The organism is Hymenobacter sp. UYP22 (genome assembly GCF_040547285.1).
Taxonomy (GTDB): Bacteria; Bacteroidota; Bacteroidia; order Cytophagales; family Hymenobacteraceae; genus Hymenobacter.
The window spans coordinates 111,085-126,674 of sequence record NZ_JBEPPK010000001.1 but is presented as its reverse complement, the minus strand read 5'-3'; the positions used below and the strand labels follow the sequence as shown (position 1 = coordinate 126,674).

19 protein-coding genes and 1 tRNA gene are annotated in these 15,590 nt (G+C 62.2%); 9 read left to right on the top strand and 11 right to left on the bottom strand.

All coding sequences use genetic code 11. From position 1 onward, the window contains the following. Positions 1–120 precede the first annotated feature (120 nt). Positions 121–771 carry a pyridoxamine 5'-phosphate oxidase gene (pdxH, locus tag ABIB60_RS00620; RefSeq protein ID WP_354577000.1) on the bottom strand — a complete coding sequence of 217 codons (651 nt, stop codon included), beginning with the start codon at positions 769–771 and terminating at the stop codon, positions 121–123. 241 nt (positions 772–1,012) lie between these two features. Between pdxH and ABIB60_RS00615 the strand changes: the two genes are divergently transcribed. The 4 genes from ABIB60_RS00615 (at position 1,013) to ABIB60_RS00600 (ending at position 5,597) form a co-directional block, all read left to right on the top strand. Next, positions 1,013–1,576, top strand: a complete 564-nt coding sequence (locus ABIB60_RS00615; protein ID WP_354576999.1) for a YqgE/AlgH family protein — start codon at positions 1,013–1,015, stop codon at positions 1,574–1,576. A 48-nt stretch (positions 1,577–1,624) separates the two neighbouring features. After that, complete coding sequence (locus ABIB60_RS00610; RefSeq protein ID WP_354576998.1) at positions 1,625–3,946, top strand: DUF349 domain-containing protein; 2,322 nt, start codon at positions 1,625–1,627, stop codon at positions 3,944–3,946. Between the two features lie 152 nt (positions 3,947–4,098). Continuing rightward, positions 4,099–4,171, top strand: a tRNA-Thr gene (locus ABIB60_RS00605). Positions 4,172–4,307: 136 nt separating this feature from the next. Beyond that, a complete protein-coding gene (locus ABIB60_RS00600; RefSeq protein WP_354576997.1) occupies positions 4,308–5,597 on the top strand; it encodes a tyrosine-type recombinase/integrase in 1,290 nt (429 codons plus the stop codon). A 59-nt stretch (positions 5,598–5,656) separates the two neighbouring features. On the opposite strand, the gene ABIB60_RS00595 is transcribed toward ABIB60_RS00600, so the two are convergent. From ABIB60_RS00595 to ABIB60_RS00580, 4 genes are all read right to left on the bottom strand, one after another. Further along, positions 5,657–5,893 (bottom strand): hypothetical protein, encoded by a 237-nt coding sequence (locus ABIB60_RS00595; protein ID WP_354576996.1) that lies wholly within the window; start codon positions 5,891–5,893, stop codon positions 5,657–5,659. Further along, positions 5,886–6,263: a hypothetical protein gene (locus ABIB60_RS00590; RefSeq protein WP_354576995.1), complete on the bottom strand. Its 378-nt coding sequence runs from the start codon at positions 6,261–6,263 to the stop codon at positions 5,886–5,888. The genes ABIB60_RS00595 and ABIB60_RS00590 overlap by 8 nt, the downstream gene beginning before the upstream one ends. Positions 6,264–6,360: 97 nt before the next feature. Next, positions 6,361–7,902 carry a S41 family peptidase gene (locus tag ABIB60_RS00585; RefSeq protein ID WP_354576994.1) on the bottom strand — a complete coding sequence of 514 codons (1,542 nt, stop codon included), beginning with the start codon at positions 7,900–7,902 and terminating at the stop codon, positions 6,361–6,363. Beyond that, positions 7,899–8,087: a hypothetical protein gene (locus ABIB60_RS00580; RefSeq protein ID WP_354576993.1), complete on the bottom strand. Its 189-nt coding sequence runs from the start codon at positions 8,085–8,087 to the stop codon at positions 7,899–7,901. Before ABIB60_RS00580 ends, ABIB60_RS00585 begins: the two co-directional genes overlap by 4 nt. Positions 8,088–8,157: 70 nt before the next feature. On the opposite strand from ABIB60_RS00580, the gene ABIB60_RS00575 reads away from it, so the two are divergent. From ABIB60_RS00575 to ABIB60_RS00565, 3 genes are all read left to right on the top strand, one after another. Further along, positions 8,158–8,775: a thermonuclease family protein gene (locus ABIB60_RS00575; protein WP_354576992.1), complete on the top strand. Its 618-nt coding sequence runs from the start codon at positions 8,158–8,160 to the stop codon at positions 8,773–8,775. A 36-nt stretch (positions 8,776–8,811) separates the two neighbouring features. Then, positions 8,812–9,447, top strand: coding sequence for a DUF6266 family protein (locus ABIB60_RS00570; RefSeq protein WP_354576991.1), 636 nt, complete (start codon positions 8,812–8,814; stop codon positions 9,445–9,447). 178 nt (positions 9,448–9,625) lie between these two features. Continuing rightward, complete coding sequence (locus ABIB60_RS00565; protein ID WP_354576990.1) at positions 9,626–10,033, top strand: hypothetical protein; 408 nt, start codon at positions 9,626–9,628, stop codon at positions 10,031–10,033. Positions 10,034–10,114: 81 nt separating this feature from the next. Here ABIB60_RS00565 and ABIB60_RS00560 read toward each other — a convergent pair whose 3' ends face one another. Next, positions 10,115–10,954, bottom strand: coding sequence for a hypothetical protein (locus tag ABIB60_RS00560; protein WP_354576989.1), 840 nt, complete (start codon positions 10,952–10,954; stop codon positions 10,115–10,117). A 153-nt stretch (positions 10,955–11,107) separates the two neighbouring features. On the opposite strand from ABIB60_RS00560, the gene ABIB60_RS00555 reads away from it, so the two are divergent. Both ABIB60_RS00555 and ABIB60_RS00550 read left to right on the top strand, forming a co-directional pair. After that, entirely contained in the window at positions 11,108–11,749 is a 642-nt protein-coding gene (locus ABIB60_RS00555; protein WP_354576988.1) for a hypothetical protein, read from the top strand. Further along, positions 11,742–12,572 (top strand): agmatine deiminase family protein, encoded by an 831-nt coding sequence (locus ABIB60_RS00550; RefSeq protein WP_354576987.1) that lies wholly within the window; start codon positions 11,742–11,744, stop codon positions 12,570–12,572. The genes ABIB60_RS00555 and ABIB60_RS00550 overlap by 8 nt, the downstream gene beginning before the upstream one ends. 12 nt (positions 12,573–12,584) lie before the next feature. On the opposite strand, the gene ABIB60_RS00545 is transcribed toward ABIB60_RS00550, so the two are convergent. From ABIB60_RS00545 to ABIB60_RS00525, 5 genes are all read right to left on the bottom strand, one after another. Continuing rightward, a complete protein-coding gene (locus ABIB60_RS00545; protein ID WP_354576986.1) occupies positions 12,585–13,016 on the bottom strand; it encodes a hypothetical protein in 432 nt (143 codons plus the stop codon). A 13-nt stretch (positions 13,017–13,029) separates the two neighbouring features. Continuing rightward, positions 13,030–13,623: a hypothetical protein gene (locus ABIB60_RS00540; RefSeq protein WP_354576985.1), complete on the bottom strand. Its 594-nt coding sequence runs from the start codon at positions 13,621–13,623 to the stop codon at positions 13,030–13,032. Then, on the bottom strand, positions 13,624–14,397 hold the full coding sequence (locus tag ABIB60_RS00535; protein WP_354576984.1) for a PDDEXK-like family protein: 774 nt from the start codon (positions 14,395–14,397) through the stop codon (positions 13,624–13,626). Between the two features lie 215 nt (positions 14,398–14,612). Continuing rightward, positions 14,613–15,278 carry a PD-(D/E)XK nuclease-like domain-containing protein gene (locus tag ABIB60_RS00530; RefSeq protein ID WP_354576983.1) on the bottom strand — a complete coding sequence of 222 codons (666 nt, stop codon included), beginning with the start codon at positions 15,276–15,278 and terminating at the stop codon, positions 14,613–14,615. A 44-nt stretch (positions 15,279–15,322) separates the two neighbouring features. Continuing rightward, entirely contained in the window at positions 15,323–15,568 is a 246-nt protein-coding gene (locus ABIB60_RS00525) for a hypothetical protein (RefSeq protein WP_354576982.1), read from the bottom strand. Between the last annotated feature and the right edge of the window lie 22 nt (positions 15,569–15,590).

The following is a 15,590-nucleotide window of genomic DNA, read 5'->3' as shown; positions in this document are numbered from 1 at the left end:
GAGAAAAGGTAAAAAGTCAAAGTGCTGATTTCTTATACTCCAGCCCAGTCTTTTCTACCTCTTTCTTGACGGCCGGCAGCGTTCCGCCTGCCCGCTTTTACTGTTCACTTTTTATTTTTCTCACGGAGCCAGGCGGCTGATTTTCCAGCCCCCGGGATGACGCTCGTACACCAGCCGGTCGTGGAGGCGGGACGGGCGGCCCTGCCAGAACTCGATACGCTGCGGGCGCAGCAGGTAGCCCCCCCAATTGTCGGGGCGGGGCAGCTGCTCCTGGCCGGCAAAGCGAGCCGCTACCTCTTGCTCCCGCTCCTCCAACTCCTCGCGCGTGCGGATGGGCTGACTTTGGGGGGAAGCCCAGGCTCCAATCTGGCTGCTGCGCGGGCGGCTCTGGAAGTACTCGGTCGATACCGTTTCCGGGGCTTTTTCTACCCGGCCTTCCACCCGCACCTGCCGCTCCAGGGCGGGCCAGAAAAACGTGAGGGCTGCCAGCGGGCTAGTAGCTAGCTCCTGGCCTTTGCGCGACTCATAATTCGTAAAGAACAGAAAGCCTTCATCCTGGGGCAGCCCCTTAAGCAGCACCACCCGGGCGGCGGGCTGCCCGGCCTCGTTCACGGTGGCCAGGGTCATGGCCGAGGGCTCCTCCACGCGGGCGGCAATGGCCTCCTCCAGCCAGGCCCGAAATTGTACGACGGCCTCCATCTGCACGTCGGCTTCCGTGAGCGTCTGGCGGGAGTAGGTCTGGCGCAGGTCAGCCAGTTGCTGGTCAGTCATGGAGCGGGGTGGAACAGGTAAAAGTGAGTAGCCAAACCCGGAAAGTGGCCCAGGAAAGCACCTGTAGCCGCCCGAATTCGGCTGCAAGGTAGCACAAATGATGCGGCCAGGGGGAACCCGCAGCCCCCTGGCCATCGTACTCCCCTCAGGAGTACCAGCGCAGGGGCCAGGGCCTCTGCAAATCTTTTCCGTACTTACTTCTCCCACTCACCCGTGTTATTCCACGTACACCTGACTTCCAATGCCACGCCTTCAACCTGGTAGTCTGCTGATTTCCCAGCCTTTCTTGGGTGACCCCAACTTTGAGCGTACCGTTGTACTGCTGTGCAGCCACTCCGAGGAGGGCTCATTTGGACTGGTGCTGAACCGCCCAGCCACCCTGCAGCTGGGCGACGTGCTGGAGTTGCCCGGCGGCTCCGCCCTACCAGCGGCCAGCATTCCGCTGGGTATCGGCGGCCCCGTGCAGCCCGACACCCTGCATTATCTGCACCGCTATTCCGACCTTGCGCAGGCCCAGACCCTGGGTGACGACGTGTACTGGGGTGGGGATTTTGGCCAGCTACTGGATCAGTTGATATCTGGCACAACTAGCGCCGAGGATGTGCGCCTGTATGTGGGCTACTCGGGCTGGACGGCCGGGCAGTTGGCGGCCGAAGTGCAGGAAAATGTCTGGATTGTGCATCCTAATGCTGCCGCGAAAGTATTTACTTTGACCACCGATGCCTTTTGGCAGTCGATTTTACGGGAAAAAGGCGGGCGCTTCCGCATGCTGTCCAACTACCCCACCGACCCCCGCCTGAATTAACGCCTCACCACCTGCCCGGCCAGTACCCGGGCCTTCCTTTTGATTCGTATGCTACCTGACCAAGATACCCCCGCCCCCACTAACCCGGCCAACGATGCCGAGTCGCCGCAACGCATTCTGGAACGTCGCCTGGCCGAAATACGCTCCCAGCAAACCGGCCCCACCACGGACGCTGAACCGGAGCAGGGCACGGAGCCTTCATCAGCCCAGCCCGTAGCAGCCGGTACTACTGGGGCAGCGGCTGGCTCCTCGCCGGAAGTGGCCGCCACCGCCGAGTCGGCAACCCACGTTTCCGCCCCGGAATCGGCTCCGGAAGTACATTCAGCCGGTGAAGCCCGGGCCGTTGCCCACTACGGCACCACTACCCCCGCCGAAACTCAGCCCACCCCCGTAGCCACTCCTGCCACCGAGCACGTAGCAGGTGCTCATGAGGCGTCCAGCTTCACTACTCCGCCGACATCACAGGCAGCAGGTACTGGGCTGCCGGCCACTACCTCGCACGAGGAGGATGCCCCGCACGTTGCCCCGGTTGTTGACCTTGCTGCATCCGCCTCCATCGAGCAAGCTCTGGAGCAGGCCCCTGCCGTTGCCTCCCTGCCCACCTCCTCTGATGCGGCAGCCGTAGAAGATGAGGAAGAATATGTAGCGGACAGTCCGGCAGTTGACTTCAACTCCCTGGATTTGCCGGGCCAGACCCAGCACCTGCAGCACCTGCTTGACCGCCCCGATGCCCGTCAGAACCGCAAACAGATTACGGATCTGCACCGGCAATACGAGGCCGGCATTCAGGCCGAGCGCACCGCCGCCCGCCAACGCTTTCAAACCGAAGGCGGTGAGGCCGACGAGTTTGCCTATGCTGGTCCGGCTGGCTACACTGAGCTGACCAAATCGGTTCAGACCTTCCGGGAGAGTCGGGCCCGCGACGCCAAGGCGGAGGATGAGCAACGGGCCAAAAACCTGGCTCACAAGCAGTACCTGCTGTCTCAGCTTCGCACCCTGGTAGAGTCGGCCGAAACCAAGGATAGCTCGGCCCGCATCAAAGCCCTGCAGAACGACTGGAAAGCTACCGGCCCCGTTCCCCAGAAGGAAGCCCAGGAGTTGTGGAACAGCTACCACGCCCTACTGGACATCTACTACAACAACCGCGGCCTGTTCTTCGAGATGAAAGAGCTGGACCGCCGCCGCAACCAGGAAGCCAAAGAGGCGCTGGTTGGGCGGGCCGAGGCCCTGAGTCAGCAGTCCAGCATTAACAAAGCGCTGCAGGAGTTGCGCCAGCTGCACGAGGAATGGAAGCACATTGGTCCGGTGCCGAATGAACAGCGCGAAACGCTGTGGCAACGCTTTTTGCAGGCCTCGGAGCAGGTTCACAACCGCAAGCAGGATTTCCTTTCGGCCCGCCAAACGCAGGAAACTGCCAATCTGGAGCGTAAAACAGCCCTTATGGAGCAGTTGCGGCCTTTTGGCGACTTCCAGACGGAGCGAGTGAATGAGTGGCGGGCCAAAACCGACGAGCTGCAGAAGCTGAAAGAGGCCTGGGATGCCGCTGGCCTGGTGCCCCGCGACAAAGCCGAGCAGCTGAATAAGCAGTTTTGGGGTGCCTATAAGGGCTTCTTCCAGAAAAAAAATCAGTTTTTCAAGGCCCTCGATGAGGAAAAGAATAGCAACCTCAAACGTAAGGTAACCCTGTGTGAGCAGGCCGAGGCAGCCCTGATCAACCCGGATTGGGAGGAAGCCCGGGAAACGGTTATTCGCCTGCAAAAGGAGTGGAAGCTCATCGGTCGGGTTCCCGAAAAGCAGTCGGACAAAGTCTGGAACCGGTTTCGCACGGCCTGCGACTCCTTTTTTGATCGGAAGAAAGAAGAAACCCGCCAGCGCGAACATCACGCCCACCAACTCAGCCAGGAGCAAATCCAGTATCTCACCCAGGTAGCCGAGGCCGTAGCCGCTCTTTCGGTCGACCAGCCGGGTACGCTGGAGGGCTTCCGGGAACATGTGCACGGCTGGCGCACGTTTGATGGTGCCCGGGCCGGCCAGGCTGCCGAGGAGAAGTTTCAGAAACTAATGGCCTCCTACCTGGACCAGGTACCCGGCCTCACCTACCCGGAGCGCACCGACTTGCTCTTTAGCCTGCAAATTGAACGGCTCAAGGCCTCGCCCGATGCCCAGCAGTTACTGTACAAGAAGGAGCAGGCGCTGCGCCGGGAGATTAATGAGCTGGAAAACGACATCTCCACCCAGAAAACTAACCTGGAATTTTTTGCCCGCTCCAAAAACGCCGGGCAACTGCGTGAGGAGTACCAAGGCCGAATTGCGGAAACCCAAACCCGCATTGATGGCCTAAAGCGCCAGCTTCGAGCCGTGCGCAGCTAGATGATCCTGTTTTTATAAAAAAGGGCCTGTCGTGAATTGACAGGCCCTTTTTTATTTTCCGCAGCGTCAGCCAGTTACTATTTTTTTCGATAAATTATCCCTGCAATACTTGCCCCGTTCAGCCCCAACTTCTACTTTTGTGCCACCTGAATGCCTCCATAGCTCAGCTGGTAGAGCAACTGACTTGTAATCAGTAGGTCGTTGGTTCGATTCCGACTGGAGGCTCACATATTTAATCCCGGCAAACCCGGAAGTCCGCATATCTGGCAACAGAAGCGGGTTTCCGGGTTTTTTGCGTTTGGCCCAATCCTGCTTCCACGCCTGTGTAATCCCTGATTTAAGCCACAAAAACAGCCACACTATGACGATCCAATTCTACCTCCGGGACCCTGAATCGGCTACTCCTACGGCCGTGTACCTGTTGGCGCGCACGGGCGGCCAACGACTACGCCTGAGCAGCGGCGAGAAGTGCCTGCCCAGCCAGTGGGACGACAAGCGCCAACAGTTCCGCCGCTCCTATCCCGGCTATCAGGAGGCCAATGAGCTGCTGGCCTCCATGGCGGCGCGCCTAGTGGAGGCGCACCGCCGGCAGCGGGCGGCCGGAATTACGCCCACCCCCGCCACCTTAAAGGAGGCGCTAAACCCCGCGCCGGCGCCCGTGGTGCTGGAACAACGCCTCATCGAGCTGATGACGGAATTCCGGGAAGTCCTGCGGGGCCGGGGCTACATGCGCGACACGCTGCGGCATTACCTGGTTTCGCGCAACTGGCTGCGGGACTTTGAAGCGTATCGGGGCCGCAGGCTGCTGGTGGAAGCATATACGCTGGCTGACCATGATGCCCTGCTGCATTACCTGACCATCCAGCGCAAGCTTGCTCCGAACTCGGTGTACACGCTGGTAAAGAATCTGAAAGCCCTGCTCCGGCACCTGCGGGACGAAAGAGGCTATACGCTTGGCCTGGACCTGAAGCACCTCAAAGCCGTGCCGGTGGACGTGGACAAGGTGTACCTGACCGCCGACGAGCTGGCCCGCCTGTATCGGACGGTGCTGCCGGATAACCTGGCACCGGTGCGGGACGTGTTTCTGTTCTGCTGCTACACCGGGCTGCGCTATTCCGACGTGTATCAGCTGCACGGCGGCAACGTGGCGGGCTGGGACGGCGGGCAGGTGCTGCGGCTCACGCAAAGCAAGACGCGGCGGCCGGTGAGCATTTATCTCACGGAGGCGGCCCGGGGGATTCTGGATAAATACGCCGGCGAGCGGGCGAAGCTACTGCCCGTGTATCAGAACCAAGTGATGAACCGGTATCTGAAGCGGGTATGCCGGCTGGCAGGCGTTACGGGACTGGTGGAGGTGGTGGAAATCGTGCAGGGGCGGGTTTCCAAGACCCAGCAGCCGAAGTACGAGCTGATAACGATGCATACGGCCCGGCACACCTTCGCCACCCAGAGCCTGCTGCGGGGGATGCCGGTGGAAGTGCTGCAGAAGATCCTCGGGCACGCCAACATCAAAACCACGCTGATTTACGCCAAGATCGTGGAGGACTTCCAGCACCAGACCATGCGGCGCATCTGGGAAGGCCAGGGCCTGACGGACAGCACCGGGGCGCTGGATAGCCGGATCTGTGCCGTGGAGCCCTCGGCCGCCTGATGAGCCTCCCCATATCATAAAGCAACACCCCGGCTCACTTGGTGGGCCGGGGTGTTGCTTTATGATATGGAGATGAGTGGTATCTGACGACGCAGCCGTAGCAGACGGCGGCGCTGCCAGAGGCGCACCAGCAGCAGCAAGGCCAATAGCCCCGGAATCAGCAGCAGCAGCACCCAGGTATTGGCTTCGGGGTAGCTCGTGCCGCTGAGATTGGCCAGATTCACCATGAAATCGACGCAGTACCAGTAGGCCAGCCGGCCGAGGCGCAGCAGTTGGGTAAAGACGGCGCTACTCATGTACCGGCAGGGTTTGCAGGCGGCAGATGGCGCGGGCGTCGCGCAGTACGGCGTAGGTCAGGCGCAGCAGTAGCAGCGGGATGACGACCAGAAACACGAGCAGGTTGGCCAGCACGTAAGCGGCCCCGCCCCCACCGGCCGCCAGCGCCCGGATGGTGAGCTCGTAGAGCGGGCGCAGCCGATAGTAGGCCGGGCTGTTGGCCGGCGTGGCGTGCGGGCAGGCGTGGTCGTGGCAGTAGCGGGTGCAACGGGTTGCCACCCGGGCGGCCGTGGGCGGGTGCGGGGCGGTATAATTGACGGCAACGCCCAGCAGCAGCGGCAACAAGGCCAGCAGGAACGTGAGCAGCAGGGGGCGGAAGGCGGGCAGCATAGGCGGAATCAGAGAACTCAACGGCAAGGAAGCACTTACAACCCATTCCGGGGCCAGGGCACAACCGCTGCAGCATGGCCACCGCCCGGCGGGCTCCCTACCGGGCGTGACGGGGGGCTACCTGCGCTTCCAGCAGCCGCAGGGCAGCCTGCAACTGCGTATCCTGGTGCTGCAGGTAATCTTCGTAGGACTGGACCACTTCTATGTCGGGCAGGATGCCCCGGCCCACTGGCTGCGTAGCGCGCCGGAGCACCTGCTGCTCCAGATCGACCAGCGAAAACCGGGTGATGATGCCGGAGTGCGGCAGCTGGTAGGCGACGGGAGTATGGCCCGTGTGCCCGTAGTACCCCCCGATGGTTTCTGTGCCGATGACCACCGCCTCGGTATTGCCGCGCACCAGGGCTGCAAACAGGGAGGCGGCAGAAGCCACTTCCTGATCCACCAGCAGGTAGAGGGGTTTGGTGGTATGCAACGGATTGGGCTGCCACACCGGGTTCCAGCGGGCCCGCTGGTAGTGGCGGCCGGCCGTATCGGCCGGCCTGAATTCCCGGTGCAGCGCCCAGGTTTCTGCCAGCTGCTCAACCCAGCGGGCCAGGCCCCGGCTCTCCGTGAGCTGGTGCGCCCGGGAGGGCAGACGGCGGCAGCGCACGAAGGCCGACGTATTTTCCCGAAACGGCTCACGGGCCAGGTAGCTGAACGTGAGCAGATCGTTAGGGTCGGAGCCGCCGCCGTTGCCACGGATATCGACCAGAACGGCGGCAATGGCCGGCCGGTCGCGAATCAGGGTGAAGCACGAATCCAGGAAGCGAGCATAGGCCCGGTGCGCTTCGGAGCGGGCGTTGTCGCCGATGTCAAACGAGCGGATGGTGAGCACGGCGGCCGCCCCGCGCAGCTGCAGCCCGTACGGCCGGCTGGCGGAGGGCTGCTGCAGGGAGTCGAGCAGGCGCGAGTGCCGCTGCCGGCGGCGGGCCGCCACGGCCGTATACGGCACGGCGGGCAGCGCCCGCACGACCGGCGCGGAGTGTCCCGGGAGCCGCACGGCCACCCGGAACGTATCCTGGGGGCCGTAAGCGGCATGGTAGAACCGGGCGAAATGCTCCCCCAGCGCCGGGTAGCGGCCGGTGGTATTGGTGCCGTCGGTGGTGTAGTAGCGCCCCAGCGTGGCCTGCAGCTCCGGCAGCGCACGCCCGTTGATCGTCAGCAGCTCGGTGCCGACCGGCCAGGGGCCCTGCCGGTCGTCCAGCCGCAGCCGGCCCGCCACCAGGCGCACCAGGTACGGGAAGTACGCCGGCTGCTGCTCGCATGCCTGCTGCAGCTTCGCGGGCAGTTCGGTATCGTTGTGCAGGCTGCCTTCCAGATCCGTGAGCCCGACCACCAGCCGGTAGAACTGCAGCACGCTCAGGCCCTCCCCGACCTGACGGCTGGCCGCGGCGTACGCGCTGTCGAGCTGGGCCGGCGTACGGTATTTGTACGTCCCGGCGTGCGCCCACTCGCGCAACTGACGCAGCAGCTGCAGATCAGCCAAGGCCTGTGCCCGGGTCAGATGGGGACTGGCTGGAAACGAGGCGGGCTGGCCCAGCCCCGGGCGACCAGCGAGCAGCAGCAGAACGGCCAACAGCCCCCAGGGCCACCACCTCATCGCAGGGCGGCGGCTACCTCCTGCTCGGGCAGGCCGGTGAAGCGGCAGAACTCGCCGACAGAGACGTAGGAGCCGGTGGGCTTGCCCAGGTGCCGGCGCACGCGCTGGAGCAGGCGCTTGGCGCCGTCGTAGCTGTGGCCGGTGAGCGTGGCCACGTCCTTGGGAAATACGCAGACCTGGGGCATACGGGGTATCGTGGGGTAGTATCGGAAAGTGAAGATACGAAGCGCCCCGATGCCGTGCTAGGTTTGGCCTATGCAGGTATTCAGGGCACTTCTGCTGGCTATCCTCCTGACGGGCAATGTGTCCGTCCGGGCCCAGGTGCGCGCCAGCCGGTTGCCCCGGCTGCTGCGGCCCGCGCCAGCCGCCGGCGGGCTGCCGGCCTCGCCTGTGTGGCAGCTGGTGCGGGTGGAACGGGTGATAGACGCCGACACCTACGAGGTGGCCACGGCCGGCGGCCGGGCCCGGGTCCGGCTGCTGGGGGCCGACGCGCCGGAAGCGGATCAGCCCTTCGGGCCCGAGGCCACGGCACTGGTCAAGGCCTTGCTGCGCCGGCAGTACGTGTGGCTGCAGGTGCGGGGCCGGGACCTGTACGGGCGGCACCTGGCCGCGGTGCGGCTGCGGCCGGCGGCCTTTTCCTTTGCCGGACTGGTGGCGCTGGATAGCCTGCTGGTGGTGCGCGGCTGGGCCTGGGCCTATGAGCCGGACCGGGCTACGGCCCGGCGACTGGCCGAGCAGCAGCTGGCTCAGCGGACCGGCCGGGGGCTGTGGCAGTGCCCGCAGCCAATGGAGCCGCGCCTCTGGCGCGGCCTGGACAACGAAACGAAGCGGCGCAACCGGGGCGGCTGCCCCCGGCTGCAGCAAGCCCGCTGAAGCAGCCGTTTTTCTCACCTCTTTTCCCTTTTTCCGATGGCACGCATTCGCAGCCTGCTCGGCGACATTGAAGGCTCGGCCGGGCAAATCACCTTCAGCAAGCAGAATGGCAAGAACATTCTGCGCCAAAAAGTGGGCAGCAACTCCAGCAACTCGCCCGCCCAGCAGAACACGCGCAGCCGCTTCAAGCTGCTGGCCGACCTGTTCCGCCGCTTCGGCGGGGCCGTACAGCTGGGCCTCAAGTCCCAGGGCGGGCAGTCGCCATACAACCGCTTCGTGGGCCAGAACTTCGCCAACACCCAGGCCGATGCCCAGAACGTGGCCAGCGTGGACTACACCAGGCTGGTGCTCTCGAACGGGGCCGTGGAGCCGCTCACGGGCGTTTCGGCCGCGCTCGACGCGGCCACCGGCAAGGTGACCGTGAGCTTCGCCGACAACAGCAACGGCAACACGGCTTTGGACACTGACCTGGTGAAGGCCCTGGTGGTCAACAAAACCACCGGCCGGGTGGTGACGGCCGCCGATGAGGACAGCACCCGCGCCGACGGCGCGGTGGAGCTGGAGGACGACGCGCTCACGGGCGCCGTGGCCGCCGACCTGGTAGCCCTGGCCTTCGCCTACCGCGCCAACGGCTCGGATGCCTCGGCCACCAGTGCCGCGCAGGTAGCCTAGTAGTGGCCGGATGACGGACTGTAAAACCGCCCCGGCCGCTGTCGGGGCGGTTTTGCACCGTGGCCGGATTGAGGCACCGGAAGCTACCTGGGAGAAGCATAGGAGCAACCTACCAGCTACCCTCTCCCCTGTCGCGGCCGTCTTTTTTGCATTTTTCCACTCTTATTCTCTGCTTACGATGGCCAAGACTGCCTATCAGAAACAAGCCGACAAGCGCACGAAGGATGCGCTGCGGCTGCGGGCCCGCTTTGACAGGCGCCTGCGCAAGTGCGCCGGGCAGCTGCTCGACGCGCTGGCCGGCACGGCCCAGGCCAAAGCCCGCCTGGACCGCATCAACCTGCTCTACGGGGTGGACATCAGCACCGAAACCATACTGGCCTATGACGTACGTGTGGCGGGTCTGGGCGAGGCGCTGGCGCCGCTGCTGGAACAGAGCACGCCCGGCGAGGAAGTGCAGCTGTTCAACCCTACCCCGGACGGTAACGGCGGCCTGTCGCTGCCCACGGAATTTGTATTCGGGGAGCCCATTGAAGCGCCACCCATTATTGTGCTTCCCAGCCCGCCCCAGATGACGGACATGCTTTAATCCGTCAAAAGACCTTATTGCGACAAGCCCCGACCTGAGCAGGTCGGGGCTTGTCAGTTTATATGGATCAACAGTGCCAGTCTATTCGGCTACGGTTTGCATAGGTACCAGTTGCAGAACAGTCCGGGTACGATTGTCTGTCAACATCGGTGGCATGTATATGCTCGCACTGCCCTGGTTGGCAGGCAACGTGTTGCCAAACCAACCACCTCTGTTCCTCACTGCCTGAAGCGACCCACTCCCGTTGCCCCCCAGAAATACCGAGACATTCTGGAGCTGATGAACGCCAAACCACAGGGTGCTCGGGGCGGTGCAATAGTGGTACGACTCGGTGCTGCGTTTGCCTGCATATCTCAGCGGAACCTGGGTGCGTAACACATCAATCAGGGTCATGCCTTCGGGAGTACGCACCGTAAATTTGATATGCCCGCGACGTTGCCCCTGCGTGGCAACAGCCAGGATATGCGCTTTTGCTTCGACCAGACTTGTCAGCAGGACATATTCCTTCTGCCAAAGACCCGCCCGCTGCATCTGCAGCACGGCCAGATCAACATCAATCAGGTTATCGATTCGATGTGTACAAACATCAGCCGCTACCAACGCCAAGCGTCGATCTGATGAAAACCTCAACTGCATCAGGGCTTGCCCGCTTAGCGCGTCATGTTGCACCTCAATCTCCGGTTTCAGGTCAGCGCCCTGAACTATCGTGCCGTTCAAAGAAAGCTCAGGAAGCCGGCCATCGGTTTTGCGCCGCAGCCTGCAATGCCCTTGCGTGAAAATATTGCCAATAATCTGAAAGCGGCCTGCTTCCAATGTCCCATAGTCGCCCAGTGCTCTTTTTGTGGCAACCGGCCAATTGGGATGCATGTATTTATCGTAACGGCGTAGCGCCTGGCGGTAATAGGCAGGTGTATCGGACATATCAGGCTGTTCAGTAACGGACGTGCGCGCACGACTCAACCACAAGAAACAACGCTTTTCTGACTCAGCAGACCCGCCGGCGCGCTCAGGTCTGGGTTTTTCAGTTAGTTTCATACCAATTGTTACACGTATCTTCTGTTACCGAAATCAGAAATGGAGCATACTGCATCCCTGGTAGAGCCGTTGGCGCGCATCCGGCATTTGATGGGTTACATTCACGAGGTTGAGCAGGTGACCGTTCCGGCGGTTATGGCCGAAATGGCAGGCCTGCTGCTGCACCAGACGGAACTGCGCATAGGCGCGGCCCGGTATCGACTGGCGGATATTGAGTTTTACCTGCACAGCCGCGCCCACCCGGACACGTTCATCCACGGCGAACCGGAACAGCGGCAGTGCGGCCGCTGGTACTACAACCGGGCCGGCGGCGTAGATCTGACCTTCGGCAACGGCACGAACGCCGGCGGCATCCTGCTGCGCGGCCTGCTGCGGCTGGATGAGCCGGGCGGCGTGGTGTACGGCCCGCAGCGGGTGCTGCGGGAGCTGGTGGCAGTTCAGGCACCGATGTGGGAGTCAGCCGGCGGCTGGAGGCTGGAGGCCGTCGAGCGGCAGCCGGGCACCGTATGGAAAACAGAGCGCGTGAACCTGAAACAAGTGGACAGCCCCTACCGGAGTCTGCACTATCGGGTTATCGCTCATTCGGACTACCTGCGGCAGCTGCCTACCTCGGTGCGGAGCAAGCTGTGGCGGGAACTGGGCCTGACAGCGGATGATCTGAGCACCGCGCACCATGCATAAAGCGCAGCAACAGGCCCCGGTATATGTGGCTGATACCCTGGTGGTGCGCTATCCCGGCGCCGCCAGGGCCCTGCAGGCGGCGGTGGAAGCGGCGGGGCGCGTGCAGCTTGAGCTGGCGGGCACGCGGGACGTCTGGGTACGCGACTTTATGCCGGTGAGCACCGGGGACGGCAGCCGGGTGCTATTCCGCTACTATCCCGAGTACCTGCGCCCTGCCCAGTGGCGGGCCACCATAACGGATGCAGCACCTATCTGCCAGGCACTGGGGGTAAGTGTGCGTACCTCAGACCTGGTGGTGGACGGGGGAAACGTGGTGTGGGTGGGCCGGCGGGCAGTGCTGACCGACCGGGTGTTCAGCGACAACGCCGCCCTACCGGCCGAGCAAGTGCGGCGTCGGCTACTCGAGGAGTTGCGGGCGGAGGAGCTGATCATCGTGCCGGCGCACCCCCAGGACTTTACGGGCCATGTAGATGGCATGCTGTTTCCGGTGGACGCGCAGACCGTGCTGCTCAGCGCCTACCCACAGGAGAAGCCGGCTTTTCGGGAAGAACTGCACCAGGCATTGCAGCGGGCCGGCATTGCCTGGCAGCCGCTGCCGTACAATCCCTACGCCAACCCGACGTTCACGGACGCGGCCGGGGAATACGCCAACGCGCTTCGGCTGAACGCAACGATTCTGATCCCGGTATTCGGGCGCAGCGAAGATGAAGAAGCCCTGCGGTGCTACGAACGGGCCTTCCCTCACTGCTCTGTGCAGGGGGTAGCGGCAAACGAACTAGCCCGTGACGGAGGGGCCCTGCATTGCGTGACCTGGACCGGGTAGTATGCGGCCTGCTCAGCGACGCATAAGCAGGAGGCGGATTTCTGCCGCTGTAGCCTCCGCGGCTCCTTTTTCGCGCGCCGCCCAGCTACGGGGGCCAGCTTCTTCCTCTGTGGGGTAGCCGGCCGGAACGGGGGAACGGTACAGATGCAGGTAGTAGAGCACCATGGTGTACCAATGCGGCGTAAAGGCCGCCGGCAGATAGCCCCAATGGCGAAACATCCGGTGCTGATAGAAATTAACCGCGAAATTGTCGGCCAGCCGGGGCGACAGGACGCCGGTAGCAGTGGCCTGCTGCAGCAACTCACCGAACCGCTCGTGCATCGGCGCGTCGGTCAGCTTCCATTGCTGTTCGGCATAGGTGTAGCCGTTGAATAAGCCTGAAAAACAGCAGAGCCAATGTTGTGCCTCGTGGGTCAGTAGAGTATCATCCATATAGTCACGCATGATTTCTTGGTTACTACCTGCGCGTGAGCCGATTCAGCTCACCGAGTAGCTCGGTCATTTCCGGCGTCTGGAAAGGCGCTACTTTGGCCACTATTTGATCAAGAAACTGCTCCGTTTTGAACTGAGCATACCAAGCCAGACGGAACGGGCCGAATTGAGTGTCTGAGGGAGATCCGAAACTGAAATTGAATCTCTCACGGGCTAAAAAATGTCCTTCGACACCTCTATCAATCCGCTCAAAGCACGACAAGAGCTTATTGAATTTTGGCTGTGCCAGCAGTTCGACGACCTTCGCCAAGTCATGATTTTGATTGGCACCGCGCACCTCCAGCACAAACTCACCCTGCCACGCCAGCACTAGGCAAATTGAGAAGTCGTCGTATTGCACCAGATGCCAGACCATGGCCAAGTTGTTCCCGTTAATCGGCTTGTAGCTCCACCCTGGCGCCTGATGCTCACTTCTGAAATAACGGCTGATTCTTACAAAAGCCTTTTGGAACATGGCCTGCTTCAGCTGCTCATGGTGTTTAGCCAGGGAAATGAATGCATCCCATTTCTCGGGCGTGTCAAATAGCGTGAGGGCTTGGTTTATTTCTTCCGTCTTCATCTATTGAGTCGGTTGCCAGAATTGAATATACTGCTCGGTGAATTCCCGCAACCGGTGGTTGTAGGGCGCAATAAGTGTCAGGGAATGTTTCAACCAGTTCGCCACGAATTCGCCGAACAAATGATGCTCAATGATTCCGTCCGGTACTGTTTCCGGCAAGGTGGAGTCGTACCTGTTAGGCCTGGTCACGGACTGCCGGTCGGGTTGCTTCCAGGCCCCCGGGGACAGGTACATAATCCGGTAGCGGCTTCTCGGAGGGCTTATCAGTTCCCCGGGAGTGGGGTGTAATTCTCGCTGCTTGCGGTAGATTTCCTGATACCAATAGCGGTACAGCTGGTTGGGCTGGTCCAGAGCGTAATTTGATTTGTTTTCGATGATGACTACCGTGTGCGGATTCGCCCGTTTGATCAGCACGTCCACCCGTCCTACTTCGGCAGTCACAATCCAGGGAGATGCTGACGGGTCGTCGGGCTGGCTGATATCGAGCAAACGAAGAAACTCAATCAAAAACAGTGTACCCTGGCCGTGGGAAGCGCGCGGGTCGAGAAAATAGGCAAGTAGCCGACTGTGCGTGGTTTCGCCTGGGCTGAAGAAGTGGAATACGTTTAAATCCCGGCTGGTCAGCCGGTTTCGTTCCCGGCTCAGGATATCGTTTCTGCTGATTGCCGGAATCAATTCGGCCAGCACGCTGTGCCGTTTCCGCTTCTGTTCTGCATGAAGTAGCGCAATAGCATCAATAACTGATGCCAGGACTGACAGCTTATTGTTGTCCATCAGGGAAATGAGATAAGTAGCAACGGAGGATAGATAGGGCTGAGATAGGGCGCTAAGTTCGATTATCGGCTAGGAATTCGAAAGCATTAGCGACCGGAAACTTATCAAAAGAGAAGGCTTCGTCGGCTGATAACCGATGAAGCCCCCTTTTTTGACAAACCCAGGATAGCACTCCCGACCCAAAGGGCGGAAAGGACCGGCAAATTGAACCCGGCCTATGCCGCCTGCCGGCCAGAAGCTGCCAACTGCCCAGCATAGGCCCGAAGCAGGCGGCGATACTTCTTACGGCCCTGCGCCATGGTGTCGGCGTCGGCGGATATTTCCACCAGCCAGATGTCGTGCGGGGCTTTCTTCTGCACGCCCACGATGAGGAAGCGGTCGGCCTGCAGCACGTCGGAATAGAAGGCGGCTTGGCGGTCGTAGTCGTACTGCTCGATGGTGGCCACGAACTGCGCGTAGTCGCGGCAGCTGGTGGTTTTGAAATCTACCAGCACCCGGCGGCCCAACCTTGGCGTCAGGACGATCAGATCCGGGCGGATTTTAACAGTGAGGCTGGTTTCGGTGTGGGTGGCGGTGTGGGTCAGCTCGGCGGTGCCCCGGTAGAGCAGGTCGCGGCAGTAGCGCTGGCGGCGCACGGCGGCGGCCAGCGTATCGAGCAGGCGCAGCTGGGCCGGGGGCAGCTGCTGCGGGGCGTGGTATAGGTGGGGCTCCAGCACGGCCTCGTGGAAGGCAGAGCCGAAAATGAGGGCCTGCGGATTGCCGGAGCGGGTAATGCCCAACGCCTCATTTTTGAGGTTGCTCAGGTCGGTATTGCTGACGTATGGCAGGGCGCGGTGCTGGGCCTGCGTGAGGCCGGGATGGGCGGTAACGGTATGGAACATGGTTGGAGAAGCTAGAAGTCAGGAGTTAGAAGCTGGTAGTAGGACTAGCTGATGAAGGCCAGCCGCCGGGATTCGCCCTGGCGGTGGAGCCAGACGTGGGCGCCGCCGCAGCCGACTTCGTAGGCCGGGGCCGGGAACAGCTCGCGCACGGCCGGGGCCAGGTCGCGCAGGTCGGGCAAGGGCTCGGCGGCTTCGACGAGGCGAGCCAGCGCGGCGAGCTGGACTGCTTCGGCTTCGTCGCGGGCGGGCTGGTGGATTACCAGCTGCGGGACTTCGAGGGAGGCAGGCATAGGGTTAAAGTATTGAGTAGTT

What these genes read in the sequence shown, in the direction of transcription:
- ABIB60_RS00590 (WP_354576995.1), bottom strand. Translation starts at nt 6,263, where the DNA reads ATGCTGCCCGCCTTCCGCCCCCTGCTGCTCACGTTCCTGCTGGCCTTG.
- ABIB60_RS00585 (WP_354576994.1), bottom strand. Translation starts at nt 7,902, where the DNA reads ATGAGGTGGTGGCCCTGGGGGCTGTTGGCCGTTCTGCTGCTGCTCGCT.
- ABIB60_RS00525 (WP_354576982.1), bottom strand. Translation starts at nt 15,568, where the DNA reads ATGCCTGCCTCCCTCGAAGTCCCGCAGCTGGTAATCCACCAGCCCGCC.
- ABIB60_RS00595 (WP_354576996.1), bottom strand. Translation starts at nt 5,893, where the DNA reads ATGAGTAGCGCCGTCTTTACCCAACTGCTGCGCCTCGGCCGGCTGGCC.
- ABIB60_RS00570 (WP_354576991.1), top strand. Translation starts at nt 8,812, where the DNA reads ATGGCACGCATTCGCAGCCTGCTCGGCGACATTGAAGGCTCGGCCGGG.
- ABIB60_RS00530 (WP_354576983.1), bottom strand. Translation starts at nt 15,278, where the DNA reads ATGTTCCATACCGTTACCGCCCATCCCGGCCTCACGCAGGCCCAGCAC.
- ABIB60_RS00615 (WP_354576999.1), top strand. Translation starts at nt 1,013, where the DNA reads ATGCCACGCCTTCAACCTGGTAGTCTGCTGATTTCCCAGCCTTTCTTG.
- ABIB60_RS00600 (WP_354576997.1), top strand. Translation starts at nt 4,308, where the DNA reads ATGACGATCCAATTCTACCTCCGGGACCCTGAATCGGCTACTCCTACG.
- ABIB60_RS00555 (WP_354576988.1), top strand. Translation starts at nt 11,108, where the DNA reads ATGGAGCATACTGCATCCCTGGTAGAGCCGTTGGCGCGCATCCGGCAT.
- ABIB60_RS00575 (WP_354576992.1), top strand. Translation starts at nt 8,158, where the DNA reads ATGCAGGTATTCAGGGCACTTCTGCTGGCTATCCTCCTGACGGGCAAT.
- ABIB60_RS00580 (WP_354576993.1), bottom strand. Translation starts at nt 8,087, where the DNA reads ATGCCCCAGGTCTGCGTATTTCCCAAGGACGTGGCCACGCTCACCGGC.
- ABIB60_RS00610 (WP_354576998.1), top strand. Translation starts at nt 1,625, where the DNA reads ATGCTACCTGACCAAGATACCCCCGCCCCCACTAACCCGGCCAACGAT.
- ABIB60_RS00560 (WP_354576989.1), bottom strand. Translation starts at nt 10,954, where the DNA reads ATGTCCGATACACCTGCCTATTACCGCCAGGCGCTACGCCGTTACGAT.
- ABIB60_RS00565 (WP_354576990.1), top strand. Translation starts at nt 9,626, where the DNA reads ATGGCCAAGACTGCCTATCAGAAACAAGCCGACAAGCGCACGAAGGAT.
- pdxH (WP_354577000.1), bottom strand. Translation starts at nt 771, where the DNA reads ATGACTGACCAGCAACTGGCTGACCTGCGCCAGACCTACTCCCGCCAG.
- ABIB60_RS00550 (WP_354576987.1), top strand. Translation starts at nt 11,742, where the DNA reads ATGCATAAAGCGCAGCAACAGGCCCCGGTATATGTGGCTGATACCCTG.
- ABIB60_RS00545 (WP_354576986.1), bottom strand. Translation starts at nt 13,016, where the DNA reads ATGCGTGACTATATGGATGATACTCTACTGACCCACGAGGCACAACAT.
- ABIB60_RS00540 (WP_354576985.1), bottom strand. Translation starts at nt 13,623, where the DNA reads ATGAAGACGGAAGAAATAAACCAAGCCCTCACGCTATTTGACACGCCC.
- ABIB60_RS00535 (WP_354576984.1), bottom strand. Translation starts at nt 14,397, where the DNA reads ATGGACAACAATAAGCTGTCAGTCCTGGCATCAGTTATTGATGCTATT.